The sequence below is a fragment of the Streptomyces sp. NRRL S-87 genome, from assembly GCF_000719335.1.
Lineage (GTDB): Bacteria > Actinomycetota > Actinomycetes > Streptomycetales > Streptomycetaceae > Streptomyces.
In genome coordinates this window covers 116,078-138,486 of sequence record NZ_JOGB01000006.1, presented here as the reverse complement: position 1 = coordinate 138,486, position 22,409 = coordinate 116,078, and the positions used below count along the sequence as shown (strand labels likewise).

The window sequence follows — 22,409 nt, the reverse complement described above, 5'->3', positions numbered from 1 at the left end:
CAGTCTTGGCCTGGGCCCGCGTTGTGCCCGGAAGGGCACCGGACGTTCGGTCGGCACCGGGCACGCCCGCCCACCTGGGCAGGAAACAACGGGGACACACGCCGGTAACATGGCATGGCCACTTCACAAGGGTGCTTATTAAACAGAATTTGCAGTTCATTGCCCTGGGGCCGCGGATCCCGCCATTCTCTCGGCCCATGAAACGATCACTGCTCGTCGGAACGCTGTCCGTCGCGGTCAGCGGCCTCCTCATAACCGGTGCGGGTACCCCCGCCTCCGCCGCCAAGGGCCCTCGCGCCGTCTCGCCGAAGGCGAGCAAGGCCCAGGCCCTGCGGGACGCCATCGCCGAGGTGACCGCGAGCCCCGCCGCGGTCCGCGCCGGCAGCCACGACACCTTCCTGTCACACGACGTGACGGTCGACAGGGACGGCACCCGCCACGTCCACCTGGACCGCCACTACCAGGGCCTGCCGGTCCTGGGCGGCGACGTCATCGTGCACTCGGCCCCCAACGGCGAGCTGCGCTCGACCTCGATGACCCTCAAGGCCCCGCTGTCGCTCCCGGTGACCCCGAAGGTCGGCAAGCAGCGCGCGATCGCCGCGGCCGCCGCGAAGTTCAAGGGCGCCAAGAAGCGGACCCGGGCCCAGCTCGTCGTCGACGCGACCTCCGCCACGCCGGTGCTCGCCTGGCAGGTCGTCGTCGACGGCACCGCCCCCGACGGCTCGCCCAGCCACTTCTACACGCTGGTCAACGCCACGACGGGCAAGGCCGGGAAGTCCTGGAACACCTTCCACACCACCGTCGTCCCGGGCCGCGCCGCCCGCACCGCGCCGAAGACCACGGCGCCGCGGACCGCCTCCCTCGCCGGTGTGAGCGCCTCGGGCACGGGCCACGGCTACCAGGTCGGCGACGTGACCCTGGGGACGAACAGCATCACCGGCGGGTACGAGCTCAAGGACCCGACCCGCGGTAACGGGGAGACGCGGGACGCCCAGAACAAGACCGCCACCAACGACTCGCCGCCGGCCGGCTGGGGGGTCGGCTTCACCGACGCGGACAACGTGTGGGGCAACGGCGCCCTGAGCGACCGCGCCACCGTCGCCGTGGACGCCCACTACGGCATCCAGGCCACCTGGGACTACTACAAGAACGTCCACGGCCGCAGCGGCATCAAGAACGACGGCGTCGGCGCCCGCTCCTTCGTCCACTACGGCGTCAACTACGACAACGCGGGCTGGGACGACGACAGCTTCAGCATGATCTACGGCGACGGCGCCGTGGGCCAGAAGCCGTTCACCGAGCTGGACGTGGCCGGCCACGAGATGAGCCACGGCGTCACCTCGGCCACCGCGGGCCTGAACTACTTCGGCGATGCGGGCGGCATGAACGAGTCCACCTCGGACATCTTCGGCACCCTGGTCGAGTTCAACGCCAACAGCCCCGCGGACACGCCCGACTACCTGATCGGCGAGAAGATCAGCAGCTCGCCGCTGCGGTACATGGACGACCCGAAGAAGGACGGCTCCTCCCAGAGCTGCTGGACCACCAACACCAAGAACCTCGACCCGCACTTCTCGTCCGGTGTCGGCAACCACTGGTTCTACCTGATGGCGGTCGGTTCCGGCGCCTCCAGCTACGGCAACAGCCCGACCTGCGACGGCGGCACGGTCACCGGCCTCGGCAACGCCACCGCCGGCAAGATCTGGTACCGCGCGCTCACCACGTACCTGACGGCCGCCTCCACGTACGCGGACGCCCGTACCGCGACCATCAAGGCCGCGACCGACCTGTACGGCGCCAGCAGCACCCAGTGCACCACCGTCGAGAAGGCCTGGAGCGGCGTCGCCGTCGCCCCGACCGCCACCACCTGCGGCGGCAGCACCCAGCCGCCGACCGGCTCCAACCTGCTGGCCAACCCGGGCTTCGAGTCGGGCGCGACCACCTGGTCCGCGTCCTCCGGCGTCATCACCAACGACACCGGCGCCACCCCCCACGGCGGCTCCTACTACGCCTGGCTGGACGGGTACGGCTCCGCCCACACCGACACCCTGTCCCAGTCGGTGACCATCCCGTCGACGGCCGCCGCCCCGAAGCTCTCCTTCTGGCTCGCGATCGACACGAAGGAGACCGGCACCACCGCGTACGACACGCTCAAGGCGCAGGTCGTCTCCGGCACCACGACGACCACCCTGGCGACGTACTCCAACGCCACGCCGAGCGGCTACGTCCAGCGCACCCTCGACCTCTCCGCCTTCAAGGGCAGGACGGTCACCATCAAGTTCACGGGCGCCGAGGACTCCTCCCTGGCGACCAGCTTCCTGATCGACGACACGTCGGTCACCACCGGCTGATCCGGCACACCACTCGGCACCGGCCTTGACCGACGGCCCGGGCGGGACGGCGTACGACGCCCCCGCCCGGGCCGTTCCACGCTCCCGGGCGGAACCGGTCCGACCGGCACGGCTCTCCCGCGGGGACAACACCCGTGCCAGATTCACAAGTTGAAGTGGATGCCCTCGCTCCAAAGGCGAGGAACCACCCAGGATGAGGCGTAATGTCCGAGGCCCGAGGATGATGGCAACGTTGCCATCTCGTTAAGAAATCACTCCTTGACGACCCTCCCGGCGCCGAGTTGACTTCGCCTACCTCGGCCGGTTGGACACGGCCTCGTCAGGGAGGTTTACCTAGTGAACACACGTCTGGGGCGGGCCACCGTCGCCGTCGCTGCTTGCGCGATCACCGTCTCGCTCGCCGCGTGCGGCGCGGAGGAGGACGACGCGAGACCCGGGGGGTCCGTCAAGAGCGACGCGGTCAAGGTCGGTCTGCTCCTCCCCGAGAACGAGACCGCGCGCTACGAGAAGTTCGACAAGCCGCTCATCGAGAAGAAGGTCCGCAACTTCACCCTGGGCAAGGGCAAGGTGCTCTACGCCAACGCACAGCAGGACGCGGCGGTCCAGAGCACGCAGGTCGACGCGATGATCGCCGACAAGGTGGACGTCCTGATCATCGACGCGGTGGACTCCAAGGCCATCGCCGACTCGGTCAGGAAGGCCAAGCGCGCCGGCATACCCGTCGTCGCCTACGACCGTCTCGCCGAGGGCCCGATCGACGCCTACGCCTCCTTCGACAACGAGGACGTCGGCAAGGTCCAGGGCAAGGCGCTGCTGGACGCGCTGGGCGACAAGGCCAGGTCCGGCCGGATCGTCATGATGAACGGCTCGCCCACCGACCCGAACGCGCGGCAGTTCAAGCAGAGCGCGCACGCCGTCCTCGACGGCGCGGTGAACGTCGGCAAGGAGTACGACACGGCCGACTGGAAGCCGGAGAACGCCACCGCCAACATGGCGGCCGCGATCTCGTCGCTCGGCAAGAGCGCCATCGTCGGCGTCTACTCGGCCAACGACGGCATGGCCGGCGGCATCATCACCGCCCTCAAGAGGGCCGGCGTCTCCCCCCTGCCCCCGGTCACCGGCCAGGACGCCGAACTCGCCGGCGTGCAGCGCATCGTCGCGGGCACCCAGTACATGAGCGTCTACAAGCCGTACGCGCCCGAAGCCGCGGCCGCGGCGGAGATGGCCGTCGCGCTCGCCAAGGGCGAGAGGATCGACGGCATCATCAACCAGGTCGTCGACAGCCCGACCTCCAAGCGCGTGCCGTCGGTGCTCGTCCCGGGCGTCGCGCTGACCAGGAGCAACATCAGGTCCACCGTGGTCAACGACGGCGTCTACACGGTCGCCGAGATCTGCACCGACGAACTGAAGGCCGCGTGCGAGGAGATCGGCCTCAACTAGCCGGGCCGCAGCGCCCCGGCCGCCGCCGCCGCGCCGAACGGCTCCCCCGGAACCGCATGCCCTCCGCGGTCGTCCTGGGCAGTGACGTGCGGACGAAGCAGTGATGTGTGGGGGGCGTTGTGAAGCGGAAGACGACGAGGGCCGGTCTCATGGCGATGGCCGTCGCGACCGTGCTCGGGGCTTCGGCCTGCGGCGGGGCGGCCGGCGTGGCGGCCGGGGGAAGCGGCGGGACGCATCCCGCCAAGGAGCGGGGGGAGGCGGTCGCGTCCTTCGGGGGCGGGGCGTCGTCCGGTCCGGCGGCGGGGTCCGCCGATCCCGCGGGGGTGATGTCCGGGACCGTACGCGCCGGGGCGTCACCCGTCACCCGGCGCGTGCCCTGGAACCTGGACGTCCTGGACCAGCGGACGCGGCCGCTGAACGGGAAGTTCACCACCACCGCCACGGGCAGGGGCGTCCACGTCTACGTGATCGACACCGGGATGGACATCGCCCACGAGGAGTTCGGCGGACGCGCCCGCCTCGGCGCCGACTTCGTGGGCCCGAAGGACTCCCGGGACTGCTTCGACGAGGGGGGCCTGGGCCACGGCACGTTCGTCGCGGGCATCATCGCCGGGGCGAAGTACGGGGTCGCACCCAAGGCGGAGCTCGTACGGGTCCAGGGAATCCTGTGCGAGAGCGAGGGCGGGGGTTCCCCGGCGGCGGCCGAGGCGGCCGTGGTGAAGTCGGTCAGGTGGGTCATCGCGCACGCGAAGAAGCCCGCCGTGGTGAACATGTCCCTCAACTTCGGCCGCCGGTCGGCGGCCGTGGAGGCGGCCGTGAAGAAGATGGTCGATGCCGGGATCCCGACGGTGGTCTCGGCCGGCAACTTCCACGACGACGCCTGCAAGCACTCCCCGGCCGGCGTCCCCGGCACGATCGTCGTCGCGGCCGCCACCCCGAAGGACCGCCCGTGGAGCGACAACGGCTCCTACGGATCGGGCTACGGGCGCTGCGTCGACCTGTACGCCCCCGGCCAGAAGGTGACCTCAGCCCTTGCCGGCGGCGGCACGGCCACGGTGGACGAGGGCGCGACGTCCTGGGCCGCGCCGCACGCGACCGGCGTGATCGCCCTGTACCTGTCGGCCCACCCGCACGCCACGGCCGGCGAGGTCCACCGCTGGCTCGACCGCACGGCCACCCGCGGCATCCTCCGCGGCGTCCGCCTCGACACTCCCAACCGGCTGCTCAACACCGGCGGCCTCTGACCCGCGCCGCCCACCCACCGGGGCCGGGCGCCGGACCGCGTGCCGGACCGCGCACCGGACCCCGTACCGGACCGCGTCCGCGGACCTGCCCTCGGACCTGGCGCGGACGCACGAGCTCGCACGTGAGGTGACTCACCCTCGCGTTTGCCGGAGTGGAGCCCGGGCAGGGGCTCCACCGGAGCGGAACCCCGCACTCCGGCTCGCTGCCGGAGCGCGGGGCGCACGCGGGCCGATCCCGCCCCGCTCCGCGGCCCGCCGCCCCCCGGTCCTCCGGAGGGCGGCGCGCCGTTTCCGGTACGACCCGCGAGGTGTATGTGTCCACGCTCCAGACCGAGCACGTCTACAAGGTGTTCGGAGGGAACCCCGACCGCGCGGCCGCCGCGGTCCGCGCGCTCGAGCAGGGAGCCGACCGCGAGGCGCTGCGCGCCGACGGCACGACGGCCGCCGTCGTCGATGCGTCGTTCCGAGTGGAACCGGGTCAGATCTTCGTCGTCATGGGCCTGTCGGGATCCGGCAAGTCCACCCTGCTGCGCATGCTCAACGGGCTCCTGGCACCCACCTCCGGGCGCGTCCTCTTCGACGGCGAGGACCTCACCGCCCTCGACCCGCGCGCGCTGCGCCGCCTCCGCTCCACCAGGATCAGCATGGTCTTCCAGCACTTCGCGCTGTTCCCGCACCGCAGCGTCCTGGAGAACGCCGGCTACGGACTGGAGGTCCAGGGCGTCCCCCGGGCCGAGCGCGCGCGCAGGGCCGCCCGGGCCCTGGAGCTGTGCGGGCTCGGCGGCTGGGAGACGTCCTGGCCCGACGAGCTGTCCGGCGGCATGCAGCAGCGCGTGGGGCTGGCCCGTGCCCTGGCCACCGACGCCGACCTGCTCCTCATGGACGAGTCCTTCAGCGCCCTCGACCCGCTGATCCGCCGTGACATGCAGGACCAGCTCCTCGAACTCCAGCGCACCCTGAAGAAGACGATCGTCTTCATCACCCACGACCTCAACGAGGCCATGCGCCTCGGCGACGGCATCGCGGTGATGCGCGACGGCCGCATCGTCCAGCAGGGCACCGCCGAGGACATCCTCACCCGCCCCGCCGACGACTACGTCGCCTCCTTCGTCCAGGACGTCGACCGCTCGCGCGTGCTCACGGCCGACGCCGTCATGGCACCGCCCCCCGCCGGTGCCCGCTCCTGCGGCTGCCCCACGGTGAGTGCCGACGCCCCGCTCGCCGAGCTGTGTGCGGTCAGCGCCCGCGTCCCCCACCCGGTCGCCGTCACCGGAGCCGACGGCGCCGTCGTCGGCTCCGTGCCGCAGGGCCGCCTCGTCGGCTTCATCGGCGACGAGCAGCGGCCCCCGCTGCGCTGCACGGAGGTCGCCGCCTGATGCCCCGCCTGCACCTCGGCGCCTGGGTCGACAGCGGCGTCGACCTCCTCCAGCGCCACCTCTCCTGGCTGTTCGACGCCATCGGCTCCCTGATGACCGGTCTGGACGACGCCGTCGACGCGGTGCTGTCGGCCCCCGCCCCGCTGCTGTTCGCGGGGATCCTGGCCGTCGGCGCCTGGTGGCTGCGCGGCCTGCTCGCCGGCCTGCTCGCCTTCGCCGCCCTCGCGCTCGTCGACTCCGTCGGCCTGTGGTCCGAGGCCATGTCCACGCTGTCCCTGGTCCTGGTCGCCACCGTCTTCACCCTGGCCGCCGCCGTCCCGCTCGGCATCCTCGCCGCCCGCTCGGACCGGATCAGCGCCGTCCTGCGCCCCGCACTGGACTTCATGCAGACGATGCCGGCCATGGTCTACCTGATCCCCGGCATCGTCTTCTTCGGCGTGGGCGTCGTACCCGGCATCATCGCCACCGTCATCTTCTCGTTGCCGCCCGGCGTGCGGATGACCGAGCTCGGCATCCGCCAGGTCGACGGCGAACTCGTCGAGGCCGCCGAGGCCTTCGGCACCACCCCGCGCGACACCCTGCTCCGCCTCCAGCTGCCGCTGGCACTGCCCACGATCATGGCGGGCGTCAACCAGGTCATCATGCTCGGCCTGTCCATGGTCGTCATCGCGGGCATGGTGGGCGGCGGCGGACTGGGCGGCGCCGTCTACCGGGCCATCGGCAACGTCGACATCGGCCTCGGTTTCGAAGCCGGCGTCTCCATCGTGATCCTGGCCATGTACCTCGACCGCATGACGGGCGCCCTGGGCCGCCAGGTCTCCCCGCTCGGCCGGCGCGCCCTCGCCGGCGCCCGGTCCGCGGCCACCGGCGCGGCCCGGTGGTGGAGCCACCGCCCCCGACCCGCCCACGCCGTCACCGGGGCCGTCGTCCTCGCCCTCGCCGCCGGCGCCCTGAACAGCGTCGCCGGAACCGGGGACCAGGACGGCCCCGCGGGCGCCGCGAACACCGGCAGGGGCCGCACCCTCTCCCTCGGGTACATCCCCTGGGACGAGGGCATCGCCTCCACCTTCCTGTGGAAGGAACTCCTGGAGCAGCGCGGCTTCAAGGTCGACGCCCGCCAGCTGGAGGCCGGAGCGCTGTACACCGGCCTCGCCGGCGGCGGCGTCGACTTCCAGACCGACTCCTGGCTGCCCGTCACCCACGCCCGGTACTGGAAGAAGTACGGGAACGAGCTGGAGGACCTCGGCTCCTGGTACGGCCCGACGTCCCTGGAGCTGTCCGTCCCCGCGTACGTCAAGGACGTACGCTCCCTCGCCGACCTCAAGGGCAAGGCCGACCGGTTCAAGGGCAGGATCATCGGCATCGAGCCGAGCGCCGGCGAGATGTCGCTCCTCAAGGACCAGGTCCTCGACGAGTACGGCCTGGACGGCGAGTACCAGGTCGTCGACGGATCGACGCCGGGCATGCTCGCCGAGCTGAAGCGGGCCTACGAGAAGCAGGAACCCGTCGCCGTCGTCCTGTGGTCCCCCCACTGGGCGTACTCCTCCTACGACCTGACCAAGCTCCGGGACCCCAAGGGCGCCTGGGGCAGGGGCGACGGCATCCACACCGTCGCCCGCAAGGGCTTCGCGGAGGACGAGCCCGAGGTGGCGCGCTGGCTGCGCGACTTCAAGCTCACCGAGGAGCAGCTGACGGGGCTGGAGGCGAAGATCCAGCAGAGCGGCAAGGGCAGGGAGCGGCAGGCGGTCCGCGCCTGGCTGAAGGAGAACCCGGACGCCGTCCGGCTCTCCTGACGGCCCACTGACGGCCGACCCCTGACGCCTGACGGCCGACACCCGACGCCTCACCCCTGCCCCGCGACACCTGCGGCCGGTGCGCCGAGGGCGCCGCACGCGGAAACCCGTACGGGACCGCACGTGCGGCGCCCTCGCGCGCAGGGGCCCGTCCCCGGGGCCGCCGAGCACTGCACAGAGGCCCAACGCCCCACCGGGAAGCAGGAAGACGACGAACGACGGGCCAACCCCGAGGCGGGGTCCCCATACTGTGGACGTTCCGGCGGGATCGGTGGCATCGTCAGTGATCGTGACGGACCATGGTTTCCTGGCGTTGGCGCCGCAGTACACCACGACATCCGAGCTGCTCTCGGCGGCGGCGCAGCGGCGGGGGATGGACGTGGAGGTCCTTCCCGCCCGCGACGGTGCCGGCACCGCGGCGGGGAGGCCTGGCGGGCACTACTACGGCGGCCCCGTCTTCGCGGCACGCGTGGTGGACGCCCTCGAGGTCGCGCTCCTGGAGCCGTCCGACGACTGGCTGGCCACGCTGCCCCACGAGTACACCGGACGGCGCATCGCCCTGGCGACCCTGGGCGAGGCGCGCCGTCTGACCCGACCGGCCTTCGTCAAACCGCCGACCGACAAGAGCTTCCCGGCCGCCGTCTACGCCGACGGCAGTCGCCTCCCGACCGGGCCGGACCTGTCACCGGACGTGCTGGTGCAGATCAGCGACGTGGTGACCTGGGCGACGGAGTTCCGCCTGTACGTGCTCGACGGCGAGGTCCGCACCGGTTCGCAGTACGCCACCTTCGGCCGTCTCCACGCCGAGCCGCTCGACGGACACCGCCACGAGGACGCGGTCCTGGCGTTCGCGGACGAGTTCCTGGCCACGTGCGGCGACCGCCTGCCCAGCGCGGTGGTGGTGGACATCGGACTCCTGTCCGCACCCGAGCACGGCGACGCCGCCGACCAGTGGGCGGTGGTCGAGGCCAACATGGCGTGGTTCAGCAACAGTTACGCCGCAGACCCCGACCGGGCCCTGGACGTCGTCCTGCGCTCAGCCGGTCCGCGGACCCGGACGGCGGAGCGCGACCGCCGCTTCTGCCGGAGCACCGAGGACGCCCACCTCGCCGGCTGAAGCGCCCTCGTGACCAGCGACGACCGCGCCGGCCGGCCGTGGGCGGTGCGCCTGTCCCCGCAGGCTGCGAAAGTAGTCACCACGCTCCCCGAGCACGCGCGGGAGACGGTCCGCGACATCCTGGACATCGCGGTGCGCTCCCCGTGGGGCTGGGCCCCGTGGGACACCGGCGACCCCGAGGGGGAAGACGTCCGGACCGCGGCCGTCGGGCAGCTGTCCGTCGTCTACGTGGTCAACCGGCTCACCCGGCACCTGTCCGTCCTGTCCGTCGTCTGGCTCGGGTAGCCGTCCGCCGCCGGCCCACCGCTGCCGCGGACGAGCCCGCCGACCGGCTATGTTGTGAGGAGGAGGCCCGGGGTGTACGGAGGGGGTGGCGGGGTTGGGACCACTCGGCGCGACGGGCGGGCGCGCCCGGCAGGACCCCGGTGCGATGGGCGGGGCGACGCGGTCCGCGTGCCCGGTGCGGTACGTGCCCGCCGCTTCCGGAGGGCCTGTCGGCTACCTCGTCACCGGCTACGCGGAGGCCCGGGAAGCCCTCTCCGACCCCCGACTCTCCAAGGACACCGCCGCCTTCTTCGCGGGCAAGGAGTCGCGGCGCCGCCTGCATCCTGCGGTGTCCCGCAGCATGCTGGCCAGCGACCCGCCGCGGCACACCCGGCTGCGGAAGCTGGTGACCGGGGCGTTCACGACCGGAGCCGTCGACGAGCTGCGCCCCTTCATCGCCCGGGTCACCGACGAGCTGCTGGACCGGTGGCCCGTCGGCGAACCCGTCGACGTCGTGGCCCGCCTGGCGGTACCGCTGCCCGTCACCGTGATCTGCCAGCTGCTCGGCGTGCCGCACGCCGACCGGCCCGCGGTCCGGCGCTGGTCCGCAGAGCTGTTCGCGGCGGGAGAGCCCGACGTCGTCGACGCGGCCTCGCACGCGATGGCCGGTTACATGAAGGACCTCGTCGCCGCCAAGCGCCTGGACCCCGGCAGCTCGCTCCTCGACCGGCTCGTCTCGGCCCGGGACGGAAAGGACCGCCTGAGCGAGGAGGAACTGGTCTCCCTGGCCGTGCTGCTGGTCGTGGCCGGACACGAGACCACCGCCAACGCCCTCGGCAACGCCCTCCTGGCGCTGCTCCGGCACCCGACCGTGCTGGCTCGCCTCCGGAAGGATCCGGACCGGATCCCTGCCGCGCTGGACGAACTGCTCCGCCTCGACTCGGCAGTCGGCACGGCCACCTTCCGGTTCACGACCGAGGCCGTCACGCTTGGCGGCACCGAGATCCCGGCGGGAGCCCCGGTCCTGGTCGCGCTCGGGGAGGCCAACCGGGACCCGGCCCGGTTCCCGGCGCCGGACCACCTCGATGTGGACCGGGACGCGGCCGGTCATCTCGCGTTCGGTCACGGCATCCACCGCTGTGTCGGGGCCCCCTTGGCCAGGGTCGAACTGGAGATCGCCCTGCGGGCGGTGCTGACCCGCTTCCCCGGCATCGCCCTCGCCGTACCGCCCGACCGACTGGAGTGGCGGCGCACCCGCCTCGTCCGCGGGCTGGCCCGGCTTCCCGTCCTGACCTGAGAAGCGGCGGCACCCGGGCCCGCCCCCGGCCGTCCCGGGCACGTCGTCCCGGCCCCGCGGACGAGGCCGCATCCCGTCAGGCGAGGGCCCAGCGGTCCACCCGTCTGCCGCGCCGGGTGAGCCAGGTGCCGTCCCCGAGGGGCGTCACCGCATGCCCGGCGCCCGGGTGTTCGGAGTAGTCCAGGAGGCCGAGCGGACGGAGGGTGTTGGCGTCGCACAGCCAGTGCCGGCTCCGCCTGTCTTCGACGCCGTCACCGGGGTCGACGCTCAGGATGAGCCGCTCGGCGTCCAGGACGTACGGACGCGTCCCGCTCGGGTTCGCCCAGCCGGCGAGCAGGTCCCCGACGTCGTGCACCGCGAGGCGCTCGGAGGTGTCCGTGTCGTAGGACGCCAGCTCGTTGGTCTCCTGCGACCCGCCGAAGCCCTCGGCCCGCCGCATGGTGAGCAGCCGCGCCGACCCCGGGACGAACGCCGTGGCCTCCTCCAGCGTCGCCCCGCCGAGCACCCGCAGCCCGTCGCCGTCAGCAGTCAGCCAGTGCGTGATCCAGCTGTCCCAGAAGTCCCAGCAGGACACGGCGAGCCGGGATCCGTCCGGATGCCACACGTGCTGCGCGGTGAGCAGCGCCGGGACGTCCAGCGGCTGCCGGCCGAGCACGTCCCCGGTCGCGGTGTCCAGGAGCAGCAGGACGTCCGGGCCGTACCGGCGCTCCGGCGGACCGTCGTCGACGCGCGCGGCCGGCACGGAGGGACCGGTGACGAGCGTCGACTTCACCACGGCTGCCAGCGACCCGTCCGGACTCACCGTCACGTCTCCCCGGACGCGGTCGCCGCGGACGCCGTCGGGCCAGATGCCGTCGGAGAGCTCCCAGCGGGTACGGCCGTCCGGGGCCACGCACCAGACGCGGAACTCCCCGCTGAGCACGAAACCGCCGTCGGGCGTCGCCGCGCCCCCCGTCACGGACGGCAGGTCCACCCTCGACAGGGGACGTACGGCACCCAGGGCGAGGAAGGTGTCACGCCGGTGGACCTCCAACCTGGGTCCCCTGCGCAGGAGGAACCGTTCACCGTCCATGGCGCGGATGGTTCCTCTGGCGGCCCACGTCGTACTGACGTGCTCCACAGCGACACGCCGCGCCCTCGCATCCGTCATGCCCATGATCCTTTCACAGCCGCCGGCCCCGCCACCGGGAGCCGAGCCCGACGGGACGACGCGAACTCGCGAACTCGCTGCGGAACCACCGATGTCTCGCAGGCGGTGACCTACACCTGCGAGAGCCGCTCCTCCAGGCTCCGGCTCATCGGGTAGACCCGCTCTGCGGGCAGCAGTCGCCGGGCCTGGGCCGCGCGACCGCTTCGGACGAGCACCGCGGCCCTGTGCACCAGCGGGGTGTGGTCGGTGAGGCCGACGACCCATTCGTCGGCGAACGTGCGGATCAGGTCGCGACCGATGCCCACCTGGATGCTGTAGTGGTTCAGCGCCTCGCCACGCACCGAGCGCTCGGGGTCCCATTGAAGGTGCACGGCAGCCCGAGCCACTGCCTCCGGGTGCGCGGTCGTCGGTACGGCGTGGGACAGGGCCTGCTCCCAGCCCTCCCGTGTCATCCGCACCGCGAGGACGCGCTCCTGCCCCGGCTTGCGGGCCCAGTTGCTGCGGTGCATGAGCCACAGGAACGAGGGCTTGATCCACGTCATCCGCCGGAACGAGAACGGTGCGACGAAGCGCCCCGCCCGCAGCGCGGCGTCGGCGATCGTGGACGGGTAGGCCTGGTAGACCACGACGGTCCGGGCGTCGTAGTCGGCGCGGATCTGGTACGGCGGCGTCATGCACCGCACCTTGTCACCCGCCGTGTCGGCGTCGCCAGCGGTTTCCGCCCGTGAGGACCCGCTCCGGCCGTGTCGGCCGGCCTCCGCCGCACCGGGCGGGTACAAGGGATGGCACACCGCCGACCCTCGGCGTTCCGAGACGAGGAGCACCATGTCGCACGCCCGGCCCTCTCTCCGTCGTCCGGAAGCCGGGCTCGCCCTCGCGCTGGCGTTCGCGGCTGCCGCCGCCGTGTTCGCCGCCGTGTTCCTGTTCGGCCGGGCGAACACGCCGGACTACACCGCGACCCTGTTCGGCCGGACGGGCACGGATGCCCTGCGTCTGAAAGCACAGCTCGCCACCGGCGCCCTGGGGCTGGCCGTCCTCCAACTGCTCCTGGCGCTGTGGATGTACCGGCGGCTGCCCGGGGTGCGCCGGGTGCCGGGCCCGGTGCCCCTCACCCACCGGATCGTCGGCGTGGTGCTGTTCGCCCTCACCGTCCCGGTCGCGGTGCACTGCGTCCGGGCGTACGGCGTGCAGCTGACCGGCTCGCGCGTGGCGGTGCACTCGCTCGCGGGGTGCTTCTTCTACGGGGCGTTCGCCGCCAAGGTCCTGCTGGTGCACAGCCGGCGCCTGCCGAACTGGGCCCTCCCGCTCGCCGGAGGTGCGCTGGTGGTCGTGCTGGTGGTCCTCTGGTACACGAGTGCGCTGTGGTACTTCAACGGAAACAGCGTGCCGGTGCTGTCGCTCGGCCACTGAGGCGCGTCCCGGTGCGGCCGGCCCGGCCGGGCGGGCTGACTCGGTCGGGGGCGGCCCGGACGGGCGGACCTGTGTGGCGGGCGGGGTAAATGTGTGCTCGTCCTACAGCCGGAACGGTCGGGGCGGGAAGCGACGTCTGCGGCGGGCCCCGACGGTCCGCCGTACCGCTGCTCACGCCGGAGGAACCCCATGAACCCGACCGCGTCCCGCCTGTTGCGCACCGCCCGCCTGGCCGTCCCCGCCGCCGCGGCGGTCACGCTCACCCTGGCCCTGGCCTCACCCGCCTCCGCCAGCCCCTCGCTCGTGGCACGCAACGGCAGCAGCGTGCAGTTCGCCGCGCTGCCCGGTGAGGTGAACGACGTCACCTTCTCCCTGAGCGGGGGCACCCTCATCGTCCGGGACGCGGCGAGTCCGCTGACCCCGGGTCAGGGGTGCGTCCGCGTCGACAACAACACCGTCCGCTGCGGTACGGGCGTGACCCGTATCCAGGCGACCCTGGGTGACCGGGACGACCGGGCCGACAACCAGACGTCCCTCCCGAGCGACATCGACGGCGGCCTCGGCCGCGACACCCTGCTCGGCGGTGCCGCCGAAGACCGGCTCACCGACCCCGACGGCTGGCCGACCGCTCCGTCGGGGACCACTTTCGACGGCCGCGCGGGCAACGACACGATCGTCTCCCGCAACCTCGGCTACGACCGGGTCGTGTGCGGCACCGGCTTCGACATCGCGATCGCCGACAACGCGAGCCTCGACGTCCTCTCGGGCTGCGAGTTCGCCCAGCGGTTCTGACGCCTGCGGTTCGGCGGGCCCGCCGCGGGCCCGCCGCACGGCGCGGTCAGGATGTTCACCTCGAATGAACAGGTGAGGAGACAGGGGCATGGCGCACCGGGATCGGGGGACCAGCGGTGCATGACTACCAGCAACCCCGACCCGGATCCACGAACGACTCCCGGGCTGACCCCCGGCGGCTCCGTACCGGCTGGTACGACCCCGCCGGCCGAATCCGGCACCAGCACGGGAACCGGCCCCCACAGGCCACCGAAACGCGGGTGGGCGGGCGGACCGCTCACGGTCGTCGTCGTACTGGCCGTCCTGGTGGCGCTGTTCTTCCTCGTGTACGCCATCGTGGTGGCCCTGTGAGCTTCCGCTCGACCTGACCCGGAGCCCCCGGGGACCGACGACCGGACCCTCCGGCCGAGTACCCGCGGGCCCCGGCTCCGTGACGCGGCTCAGCCGGGCCGTCCTGACCGCCGTCGCCCGCGAGGGCGCCGACGTGTCCCTCTCCCGGGGGAGAGGGCGGGGCGGGGCGCCGGGCGTGACGGGCGCGCCCACGCGGGTCGGGGACCGGGCGGCGCAGGAGGAGTTCCTCGTAGCGCCCCAGCGCCAGCAGCAGGCACAGCATGAGCCCCGGCACCAGCACCGCGAGCAGTGCGGCCAGGGGGTCCCCCGGGCCGTGCATCACGTCCCCCGCTGGGTTGCGCAGGCGGGGGAGTCGGGGACATGGGTGGGGCCGGGCCTCTCCAATGCGGTCATGTCACGCGTCTGGCCGCCCCGAGGACTTCTATGCGGGCTTTCATGGACGGCGGGGGCCACGCGTGACCGGTGACCGGCATCCCACCGACGCGCGCGGGCCCCGGGTGCCGACGCGCCGTGCATCGGACCAGCGGGCGGGGGTACGAGCGGGGTGGCCGCGGCTGGAGCAGGTACCCCCCGATCCGCCTGCTCGCCGCGGTGCCGGTCCGGTCCCGCTGTCCTTCCCCCTCGGGACCGGACCGCTGTCCTTCCCCCTCGGGACCGGACCGCTCCCGTGCCCGGCCGTGCGAAGGCGAGCCGCTACCGCTTCCCGTACCGGAGGCGGGCCAACCGTCCAGTGGTGTGCCGGACCGCGTCGGTCAGGGAACCGAGGGCGTGTGCGGCCTGCTGTTGGAGGCTGCGTTCGCGGGCGCGGTCGTCGAAGCGGCCGTGCGCGCCGAAGTCCCGTTCGGCGTCGACCGGTTCGTCGAGGTTGTCCGGGGTGCCGGGGCGGCGACGGTGGCCGTCCTGCTGGGCGTCGTACCCCGTTCGTGCGAGGTAGCGGTCCAGCAGCCCGGGCGCGAGGGCGTTCGCCACCAGGGTCCCCACGGTGCTGGCGCCGACCCAGTACTCGCGCCGCCCCGGGTGGTCCGCCGCGTACACGACGGCCTGGGCGGCGACCTCGGGCTGGTAGATCGGCGGCACGGGCTGGGCCCGCTCGGGCAGGCGGGAACGGCCCCAGTCGAACTGCGGGGTGTTCACGGCCGGCATCTGGACCATCGTGGTCCGTACGTGGGAGCCGGAGGCGAGCAGCTCGCAGCGCAGTGCCTCGTTGAAGCCCTGGATGGCGTGCTTGGCGCCGCTGTAGGCGCTCTGCAGCGGGATGCCGCGGTAGGCGATGGCCGAGCCCACCTGCACGACCACGCCCGCGTCGCGGGGGAGCATCCTCCTGAGGGCGGCCTGGGTGGCGTAGACGTAGCCGAGGTAGCTCACTTCCGTGACGCGGCGGAACTCCTCGGGGGTGATCTCGGTGAAGGGGGCGAACACGGTGGCGAAGGCGTCGTTGACCCACACGTCGATGGGTCCGAGCTCGTCCTCGGCCTGCTGGGCGGCGGCGTCCACTGCCTGCGCGTCGGCCACGTCCGCCTCGATGGCGACGACCTTGGCGGCGCCGGCCCGCTCGGCCTCGCGCACGGCGGCGTCCAGGCCGGAGCTGCCGCGGGCGATCAGGGCGAGCTGGTCGCCCCGGGCGGCGAAGGCCACGGCGGATGCCCTGCCGATGCCGCCGCTGGCTCCGGTGATGACGACGGAGCGCCGGGCGGTTTCCACATCGTCCATGCAGCTCGTCTTTCCGTGATGTGGTGGGGCAAACGGACGCGGTGGCAGGGGGTCACCGGTGCCGCTGCCCGAGGCGCGCGGCGGTCTCCAGCATCAGCGCGTGGACGAACGCCTGCGGCAGGTTGCCGCGCAGCTGTCGCTGGGCGACGTCGAACTCCTCCGCGTAGAGGCCCGGCGGTCCGCACGCGGTCCGGTTGCGTTCGAACCACCGGACCGCCTCGATGTCGTGGTGCTGCTGGTGCTCGGCCAGGGCCATCGCGAAGCCGCACAGCAGGAACGCTCCCTCCGCGTCCTGCAGGGGCCGCCGGTCGTGGCGGAACCGGTACAGGAAGTGACCCGCGGCCAGGTCGGTGCGCACCGCGCGCAGGGTGGCCACGGTACGGGGGTCGTCGGCGGGCAGCCCCCCGCGCAGGGCGGGCATCAGCAGGGCCGCGTCCACCCCGGCGTCGGTCGGGGAGCGCTGCCAGCGTCCCGTGGGGTGGAGGCAGTCGGCGGAGGTGTCGGCGACGAGCGCATCCGCCAGGGCCTCCCAGCCGACGGCGCGTCCGCGGTCCGCCCGGGGCGACACGGCGGCGATCGCCCGCAGACCGGCCGCGCACACCAGTCGGCTGTGCGCCCAGCGCTCGTCGTGCAGTTCCCAGATCCCCGCGTCCGGCTCGCCGTGGCGGGCGGCGATGGTGTCGGCGGCCGTGCGGGCCGCCCGCCAGCCGTCCGGATCCAGCTGGTCGAGGCGGGCCGCGGCAGCCAGGAGCAGCAGGGCCTCGCCGAACACGTCCAGCTGGAACTGGCGGTTGACACGGTTGCCGACGACGTCGAAGCCGCCCGGGTAGCCGGGAAGGTCCAGGGCGCGCTGGTCGGGTACCGCCTGCCCGGTGGTGGTGTAGGCGGGGGCCAGTCCGGGGCCGTGGTCGAGGAGGCGGGCGGTGACGAACCGCACCGAGTCGTCCAGCAGCGGGTGCCCGCCCGCTGCGGCGACGGCCTGGCCCACGTAGGCCTGGTCGCGGATCCACACGTACCGGTAGTCGTAGTTGCGCCCCTGTTCGGCCCGTTCGGGCAGGCTGGTGGTGGCCGCGGCCACCGTGCCCCCGCTGCGCGAGGTGAGACCGGCCATGACCGCGTACGCGTGCCGCGCGTCCCGCCGCCCCAGCGCGTGGGCGAGGTCGGGCACCCGGGCGGCCCACCCGGCCTCGGTGGCCCGCCACCACGCGGCGGCCGGGGAAGGGCCGGGCAGCGGTCGGTCGCAGACCTCCAGCACGAGGTCGTGGTGCGCCCCGGCGGCCAGGTCGACGGTGGCGCGCAGCCGACCCCCGCCCGGCCGGGCGTGCGGCGCCCCGCTCCATCGGACGTGCAGCTCGCCGGCGCGACCCGTCCACCGCCCGTGTTCGTCCCGGCGCACCTCGCGCAGCGGCTCGTTCCCGAAACCGGCCGCCACGTTCAGCTCCACCTCCAGGCGGGCGTCGCCGTCGACGGCCAGGATCCGGCGCAGCAGCACGGCGCGGTGCGCCTCGCCCGGGTAGGCCAGCGCCTCGCGGCACTCGGTGATGCCGTGGTGGGTGATCCAGCGGCTGCGCCAGACGAGGCTGCCCGGCTCGTAGGAGCCGCCCCACACGAACGGCCCGCCGGGGGCGAGGGTGTACCAGCCGTCGCCGCCGATCAAGGCGGCGAACACGGCATCGTCCTGCCAAGCCGGTGCGCACATCCACACGATGTCGCCGCGGGGCCCGACCAGGGCGCCGCGCTCGCCGTCCGCAAGCAGGGCGTAGTCCCGCAGGGCGTGCGGAGCAGGTGGGGCGCAGGTCGGGGAGGTCACCGGCGAACCCCTTCCTCGTCGCGCCCGGTCCGTACGCCACCGCCACCGCCACCGCCGACACCGCCCGTCATCGCCGTTGCCGTCGCCGTCGCCGTGTTCACGGTGCCTCACCCGTGGAGCCGGTGCCGGTCCGCCACGTCGGGCCGGATCGTCAGGCCGAGGCCGGGCCGCCCGTCCCGGCCCGGGTGCACGGCGCTCCCGGCCGGGTCGAGGGTGCCGTCGAAGAGCAGGTTCTCGATGCGCACGTGGTCGTGGAACCACTCCAGGTGCCGCAGGTTCGGCACCGCCGCCGCCGCGTGCGCGTGCACGTGCGGGGCGCAGTGGCCGGACAGCTGCAGTCCGTGGGCCTGGGCGAGGGCGGCCGCGCGCAGCCACACGGTGAGGCCGCCGCAGCGGGTGGCGTCGGCCTGCAGGCAGTCGACGGCCGGGAGCATGCGGGCGAAGTAGGGCAGGTCGTAGCCGTACTCGCCGGCCGCGACGTCGGCCGTGACCGCGTCGCGGACGCGGGCGAGGCCGGTGAGGTCGTCGGAGGAGACGGGCTCCTCGAACCAGGACACGCCCAGGCCGGTCAGGGTACGTCCGACCCTGACCGCCTGCTTGCGGGTGTAGGCCCCGTTGGCATCCACGTACAGCTCGGCGTCGCCTCCCACCACCGCACGCGCCCGCTCGGTGCGTTCCAGGTCGCGTCGCTCACGCGTGCCCCAGCCCTCCCCGATCTTGATCTTGAAGCGGACGAAGCCCTGTCCGGCCCAGCCTTCGAGCTGCTCGGCGAGCCGGCGGTGCCCGTACGTGGTGAAGCCGCCGCTGCCGTAGACGGGCACCTCGTCACGGGCCCGGCCGAGCAGGTCGGCCAACGGGAGACCGAGCACGCGGGCCTTGAGGTCCCACAGGGCGATGTCGACCGCCGAGACGGCACCGGCGATCAGGCCGGGCCGGCCCGCGTTGCGCACCGCGCGGCCCATCGCCTCGTTCACGGCCGGTACGTCGAAGACGGCCCGGCCGATGACCACGTCGTCGAGCAGGCCGGTGATCACCCGGGCGGCGGCGGGGTCGCCGTAGCCGTAGCCCAGGCCCGCGGTTCCGCCGCCGTGGACCTGGACGAGGAGCATCGTCGTCCGGTCCCAGGCCAGGGTGCCGTCCGCCTCTGGGGCGTCGGTAGGGAACTGCAGCACCTGTACGTGCAGGGCCTCGACGGTCGGGACGCCGGCCCCGGCCACGACGGGCGCCCGGGAGCTCCTCATGCCGCACCCCGCCGGATCCGGCGGCGGGCGGCGAGGACACCGCCCGCGGCCATCCCGGTGACGGCCCCGGCCAGCCCCGCGGTCAGCAGGCGGGGCGGCGCGGGCCGGAGCCGCGGGCGCGGGAGCGCCTGCTCGGGGTGCTCGGCGGGCGGCGGCCCGTCCAGGGCCAGCGCCAGGACCTCGGCCAGGTGCACCGCCCGGCGCCCGGTGGCCGCCTGGTCGATCTGGGTACGGCAGCTGAAACCGTCGGCGAGGACGAAGGCGCCGGGGGCGGTGCCGCGCACGGCCGGCAGGACGCCCTGTTCGGCGACCGCCATCGACAGGTCGTAGTGCCCCGCCTCGAAGCCGAAGTTGCCGGCCAGGCCGCAGCAGCCCTCGTCGAGCACGTCGGCCTCCAGAGCGGCGCGGCGCATCAGTTCCCGGTCCGGGCCGGTGCCGAGGACGGCGTGCTGGTGGCAGTGCACCTGCACGGTCGCCGCCCGGCCGACCCGCGGCGGCCGCCAGCCGTCGGGGGCGTGGTCGACCAGCTGCTCGGCGAGGGTCCGCACCTGCCCGGCCAGACGGAGGACGTCCTGGTCGCCGGCCAGTAGGTCGGGGGCGTCGCTGCGGAAGACGGCGGCGCAGGAGGGTTCGAGCCCGATGATCGGCGTGCCGGCCTCCAGCCACGGCCGCAGCAGCCGCGTCGTGCGCTTCAGGACGCGGCGGGCGGTGGCCAGCTGTCCGGTGGAGATCCACGTCAGGCCGCAGCACGCCGGCGCGTCCGCGACGGCGACCCGGAACCCGGCGTCCTCCAGCAGCCGGACCGCGGCGTCACCGACATGGGGGTGGAAGTGGTCGGTGAAGGTGTCCGCCCACAGCAGCACCGTGCGCGGATCGCCCGGATCCGGCGCCGCCCGCCCCTGCCGCCGCCACGCCTCCCGGAACGACGCCGCGGCGAACACGGGCGCGTCGCGGCGCGGGTCGACGCCGGCGAGCATCCTCCCGATCCGGCTCAGACCCGGTGCGTGCAGGGCCGCGTTCGCCGCACCCGGTGCCATCTGGGCCACCTGCGCCCACACCGGCAGCCAGCCCATGGCGTAGTGGGCGGGCGGGCGCAGCCGGCCCCGGTAGTGGTGGGCGAGGAACTCGGCCTTGTACGTGGCCATGTCCACCCCGACCGGGCAGTCGGACGTGCAGCCCTTGCAGGCCAGACACAGGTCGAGCGCGTCCCGTACCTCCGTGGAGCGCCAGCCGCCGGTGACCGGGGAGTCGCCGTGGCCGTCCAGCATCTCGAAGAGCAGACGGGCCCGTCCGCGGGTGGAGTGCTCCTCCTCCCGCGTGGCCCGGAAGGACGGGCACATGACTCCGCCCCGCCGCGAGCGGCAGTTGCCGATGCCCACGCAGCGCAGGACCGCCTGCCCGAAGTCGTTGTCGTCGTCCGCGTACGCGAAGTACGTGGTCTGCGGCCTGGGCCGCCAGTCGGAGCCCAGTCGCAGGTCCTCGTCCACGCGGTGCGGGTGGACGACCTTGCCGGGGTTCATCCGGTTCCTGGGGTCGAACAGCGCCTTGACCTCGCCCATCGCGTCCATGAGCGCGGGGGTGAACATGCGCGGCAGCAGCTCGCCGCGGGCCTGCCCGTCGCCGTGCTCCCCGGACAGCGACCCCCCGTAGGAGGCCACGAGGTCGGCCGCGTCGAACAGGAAGGCGCGGAACGCCTCGACCCCCCTGCCCTCGCGCAGCTCGAACGGGATCCGGGTGTGCACGCAGCCCTGCCCGAAGTGCCCGTACAGGGAGGCCTGCCGGTAGCCGTACCGGTCGAAGAGCCCCTCCAGGTCGCGCAGGTAGTCGCCCAGCCGCTCGGGCGGCACCGCCGAGTCCTCCCAGCCCTCCCAGGTCTCGGCGCCGTCCGGCGGGCGGGCCGTCACCCCGAGGCCCGCCTCGCGGGCCCTGAGCATCTCCTCCTCACGCGCCGGATCGTCCGACAGGGCCACCGAAGGGTCGCCCTCCTCGAGGCCCAGCGACCGCAGCAGCTCGTACGCCTGGGCGTCCGCCGCCTCCTTCGAGTCGCCGGCGAACTGGACCAGCAGCCAGCTGTCGCCCTCGGGCAGGGCCTCCAGGGAGTCCAGGTGGGCGTGCTCCTCCCGCATCAGCTGCGCCATGCGGCCGTCGACGGCCTCCAGCTGGGTGGGTCGGCTGTGTGCGAGCAGGTCGGGTACCGCGTCGGCGGCCCGGTGGATGTCGTCGAAGCCGAGGACGAGCAGCGCCTCGGCCGCCGGTACGTCGACCAGCTCGAGCTCCGCCCGCAGGACGGTGACCAGCGTCCCTTCGCTGCCGACGAGGGCCCGCGCGACGTCGAAGCCGTTCTCCGGCAGCAGCGCGTCCAGGTTGTAGCCCGAGACCCGGCGCGGGATCTTCGGGTAGCCCGTGCGGATCTCGGCCAGGTACCGGTCGGTGACGTCCTTCAGGCCCCGGTACAGCCGGGCCCGGACGCCGCCTGCGGCCATGATCTCCGCGAACCCCGCCCGGTCCGTCGGACCGGCCCAGAAGCGGCCGCCCTCGTAGGTGAGGACCTCCAGGCGCCTGACGTTGTCGGCGGTCTTGCCGTAGGCCTGGGCGGAGGCCCCGCAGCTGTTGTTGCCGATCATCCCGCCCAGCGCGCAGTGGCTGTGCGTGGACGGCTTCGGGCCGAACTTCAGGCCGTACGGCGCGAGTCGGCGGTTGAGGTCGTCCAGCACGATGCCCGGTTCGACCACGCAGGTCCGCGCCGCCGGGTCCACCGAGACCAGGCGGTTGCAGTACTTGGTCCAGTCGATGACCACCGCCGCGTTGGTGCACTGCCCGCCCAGGCTGGTGCCGCCACCGCGCGACAGCACCGGTGCCGCGTACCGGGCGCAGACGCCCACCGCTGCGGCGCCGGCCTCCACGGTGCGGGGCACCACGACGCCGAGGGGCACCTGCCGGTAGTTGGAGCCGTCGGTGGCGTACGCGCCGCGGCTGCCCGCGTCGAAGCGGACCTCGCCGTCCACGTGCGCGCGCAGTGCCTGCTCCAGGCCGTCGAGATCGACCTCCGCGCCGTCCGGCATC

Annotated in this window: 17 protein-coding genes; 11 read left to right on the top strand and 6 right to left on the bottom strand. The window is 73.6% G+C overall.

From position 1 onward, the window contains the following. The first annotated feature begins 197 nt into the window (after positions 1 to 197). The 8 genes from IF43_RS0106080 (at position 198) to IF43_RS0106045 (ending at position 10,882) form a co-directional block, all read left to right on the top strand. On the top strand, positions 198 to 2,351 hold the full coding sequence (locus tag IF43_RS0106080) for a M4 family metallopeptidase (RefSeq protein WP_030194974.1): 2,154 nt from the start codon (positions 198 to 200) through the stop codon (positions 2,349 to 2,351). A 336-nt stretch (positions 2,352 to 2,687) separates the two neighbouring features. Beyond that, positions 2,688 to 3,791: a sugar ABC transporter substrate-binding protein gene (locus IF43_RS0106075; protein WP_030194972.1), complete on the top strand. Its 1,104-nt coding sequence runs from the start codon at positions 2,688 to 2,690 to the stop codon at positions 3,789 to 3,791. A gap of 149 nt (positions 3,792 to 3,940) precedes the next feature. Further along, the gene (locus IF43_RS0106070) at positions 3,941 to 5,035 is read left to right on the top strand and encodes a S8 family peptidase (RefSeq protein WP_234331970.1); all 1,095 of its coding nucleotides are present in this window, start codon (positions 3,941 to 3,943) and stop codon (positions 5,033 to 5,035) included. A gap of 314 nt (positions 5,036 to 5,349) precedes the next feature. After that, entirely contained in the window at positions 5,350 to 6,411 is a 1,062-nt protein-coding gene (locus tag IF43_RS0106065) for a glycine betaine/L-proline ABC transporter ATP-binding protein (protein ID WP_037887462.1), read from the top strand. Continuing rightward, positions 6,411 to 8,204 (top strand): ABC transporter permease/substrate binding protein, encoded by a 1,794-nt coding sequence (locus IF43_RS0106060; protein ID WP_030194965.1) that lies wholly within the window; start codon positions 6,411 to 6,413, stop codon positions 8,202 to 8,204. Before IF43_RS0106065 ends, IF43_RS0106060 begins: the two co-directional genes overlap by 1 nt. A 286-nt stretch (positions 8,205 to 8,490) precedes the next feature. Continuing rightward, the gene (locus IF43_RS0106055) at positions 8,491 to 9,321 is read left to right on the top strand and encodes an ATP-grasp domain-containing protein (RefSeq protein WP_051794788.1); all 831 of its coding nucleotides are present in this window, start codon (positions 8,491 to 8,493) and stop codon (positions 9,319 to 9,321) included. A gap of 9 nt (positions 9,322 to 9,330) precedes the next feature. Then, positions 9,331 to 9,606, top strand: coding sequence for a hypothetical protein (locus IF43_RS0106050; RefSeq protein WP_234331964.1), 276 nt, complete (start codon positions 9,331 to 9,333; stop codon positions 9,604 to 9,606). Positions 9,607 to 9,751: 145 nt separating this feature from the next. Then, on the top strand, positions 9,752 to 10,882 hold the full coding sequence (locus IF43_RS0106045; RefSeq protein WP_030194961.1) for a cytochrome P450: 1,131 nt from the start codon (positions 9,752 to 9,754) through the stop codon (positions 10,880 to 10,882). A gap of 76 nt (positions 10,883 to 10,958) precedes the next feature. Here the strand turns inward: IF43_RS0106045 and IF43_RS0106040 are convergent, their stop codons facing one another. Together IF43_RS0106040 and IF43_RS0106035 are read right to left on the bottom strand one after the other, a co-directional pair. Then, positions 10,959 to 11,954: a hypothetical protein gene (locus tag IF43_RS0106040; RefSeq protein WP_030194954.1), complete on the bottom strand. Its 996-nt coding sequence runs from the start codon at positions 11,952 to 11,954 to the stop codon at positions 10,959 to 10,961. Positions 11,955 to 12,142: 188 nt separating this feature from the next. Continuing rightward, positions 12,143 to 12,706 (bottom strand): DUF4291 domain-containing protein, encoded by a 564-nt coding sequence (locus IF43_RS0106035; protein ID WP_030194942.1) that lies wholly within the window; start codon positions 12,704 to 12,706, stop codon positions 12,143 to 12,145. A gap of 151 nt (positions 12,707 to 12,857) precedes the next feature. Between IF43_RS0106035 and IF43_RS0106030 the strand changes: the two genes are divergently transcribed. The 3 genes from IF43_RS0106030 to IF43_RS0106020 all read left to right on the top strand — a co-directional run bounded on the left by IF43_RS0106030 (position 12,858) and on the right by IF43_RS0106020 (position 14,585). Next, positions 12,858 to 13,442, top strand: coding sequence for a DUF6529 family protein (locus tag IF43_RS0106030; RefSeq protein ID WP_234331963.1), 585 nt, complete (start codon positions 12,858 to 12,860; stop codon positions 13,440 to 13,442). A 189-nt stretch (positions 13,443 to 13,631) separates the two neighbouring features. Then, positions 13,632 to 14,234, top strand: a complete 603-nt coding sequence (locus IF43_RS0106025) for a hypothetical protein (RefSeq protein ID WP_030194932.1) — start codon at positions 13,632 to 13,634, stop codon at positions 14,232 to 14,234. Between the two features lie 120 nt (positions 14,235 to 14,354). Continuing rightward, the gene (locus IF43_RS0106020; RefSeq protein WP_030194929.1) at positions 14,355 to 14,585 is read left to right on the top strand and encodes a DUF6480 family protein; all 231 of its coding nucleotides are present in this window, start codon (positions 14,355 to 14,357) and stop codon (positions 14,583 to 14,585) included. A gap of 693 nt (positions 14,586 to 15,278) precedes the next feature. Here the strand turns inward: IF43_RS0106020 and IF43_RS0106010 are convergent. From IF43_RS0106010 to IF43_RS0105995, 4 genes are all read right to left on the bottom strand, one after another. Beyond that, positions 15,279 to 16,295 (bottom strand): SDR family oxidoreductase, encoded by a 1,017-nt coding sequence (locus tag IF43_RS0106010; protein WP_051794776.1) that lies wholly within the window; start codon positions 16,293 to 16,295, stop codon positions 15,279 to 15,281. Positions 16,296 to 16,347: 52 nt separating this feature from the next. Continuing rightward, positions 16,348 to 18,105, bottom strand: a complete 1,758-nt coding sequence (locus IF43_RS0106005; protein ID WP_030194922.1) for a glycoside hydrolase family 15 protein — start codon at positions 18,103 to 18,105, stop codon at positions 16,348 to 16,350. A 107-nt stretch (positions 18,106 to 18,212) separates the two neighbouring features. After that, a complete protein-coding gene (locus IF43_RS0106000) occupies positions 18,213 to 19,346 on the bottom strand; it encodes an enolase C-terminal domain-like protein (RefSeq protein ID WP_030194920.1) in 1,134 nt (377 codons plus the stop codon). Then, positions 19,343 to 22,408 (bottom strand): FAD-binding and (Fe-S)-binding domain-containing protein, encoded by a 3,066-nt coding sequence (locus tag IF43_RS0105995; protein WP_037887461.1) that lies wholly within the window; start codon positions 22,406 to 22,408, stop codon positions 19,343 to 19,345. Before IF43_RS0105995 ends, IF43_RS0106000 begins: the two co-directional genes overlap by 4 nt. Between the last annotated feature and the right edge of the window lies 1 nt (position 22,409).

What these genes read in the sequence shown, in the direction of transcription:
- IF43_RS0106045 (WP_030194961.1), top strand. Translation starts at nt 9,752, where the DNA reads ATGGGCGGGGCGACGCGGTCCGCGTGCCCGGTGCGGTACGTGCCCGCC.
- IF43_RS0106010 (WP_051794776.1), bottom strand. Translation starts at nt 16,295, where the DNA reads ATGGACGATGTGGAAACCGCCCGGCGCTCCGTCGTCATCACCGGAGCC.
- IF43_RS0106035 (WP_030194942.1), bottom strand. Translation starts at nt 12,706, where the DNA reads ATGACGCCGCCGTACCAGATCCGCGCCGACTACGACGCCCGGACCGTC.
- IF43_RS0106030 (WP_234331963.1), top strand. Translation starts at nt 12,858, where the DNA reads ATGTCGCACGCCCGGCCCTCTCTCCGTCGTCCGGAAGCCGGGCTCGCC.
- IF43_RS0106070 (WP_234331970.1), top strand. Translation starts at nt 3,941, where the DNA reads ATGGCGATGGCCGTCGCGACCGTGCTCGGGGCTTCGGCCTGCGGCGGG.
- IF43_RS0106080 (WP_030194974.1), top strand. Translation starts at nt 198, where the DNA reads ATGAAACGATCACTGCTCGTCGGAACGCTGTCCGTCGCGGTCAGCGGC.
- IF43_RS0106020 (WP_030194929.1), top strand. Translation starts at nt 14,355, where the DNA reads ATGACTACCAGCAACCCCGACCCGGATCCACGAACGACTCCCGGGCTG.
- IF43_RS0105995 (WP_037887461.1), bottom strand. Translation starts at nt 22,408, where the DNA reads ATGCCGGACGGCGCGGAGGTCGATCTCGACGGCCTGGAGCAGGCACTG.
- IF43_RS0106060 (WP_030194965.1), top strand. Translation starts at nt 6,411, where the DNA reads ATGCCCCGCCTGCACCTCGGCGCCTGGGTCGACAGCGGCGTCGACCTC.
- IF43_RS0106000 (WP_030194920.1), bottom strand. Translation starts at nt 19,346, where the DNA reads ATGAGGAGCTCCCGGGCGCCCGTCGTGGCCGGGGCCGGCGTCCCGACC.
- IF43_RS0106025 (WP_030194932.1), top strand. Translation starts at nt 13,632, where the DNA reads ATGAACCCGACCGCGTCCCGCCTGTTGCGCACCGCCCGCCTGGCCGTC.
- IF43_RS0106040 (WP_030194954.1), bottom strand. Translation starts at nt 11,954, where the DNA reads ATGGACGGTGAACGGTTCCTCCTGCGCAGGGGACCCAGGTTGGAGGTC.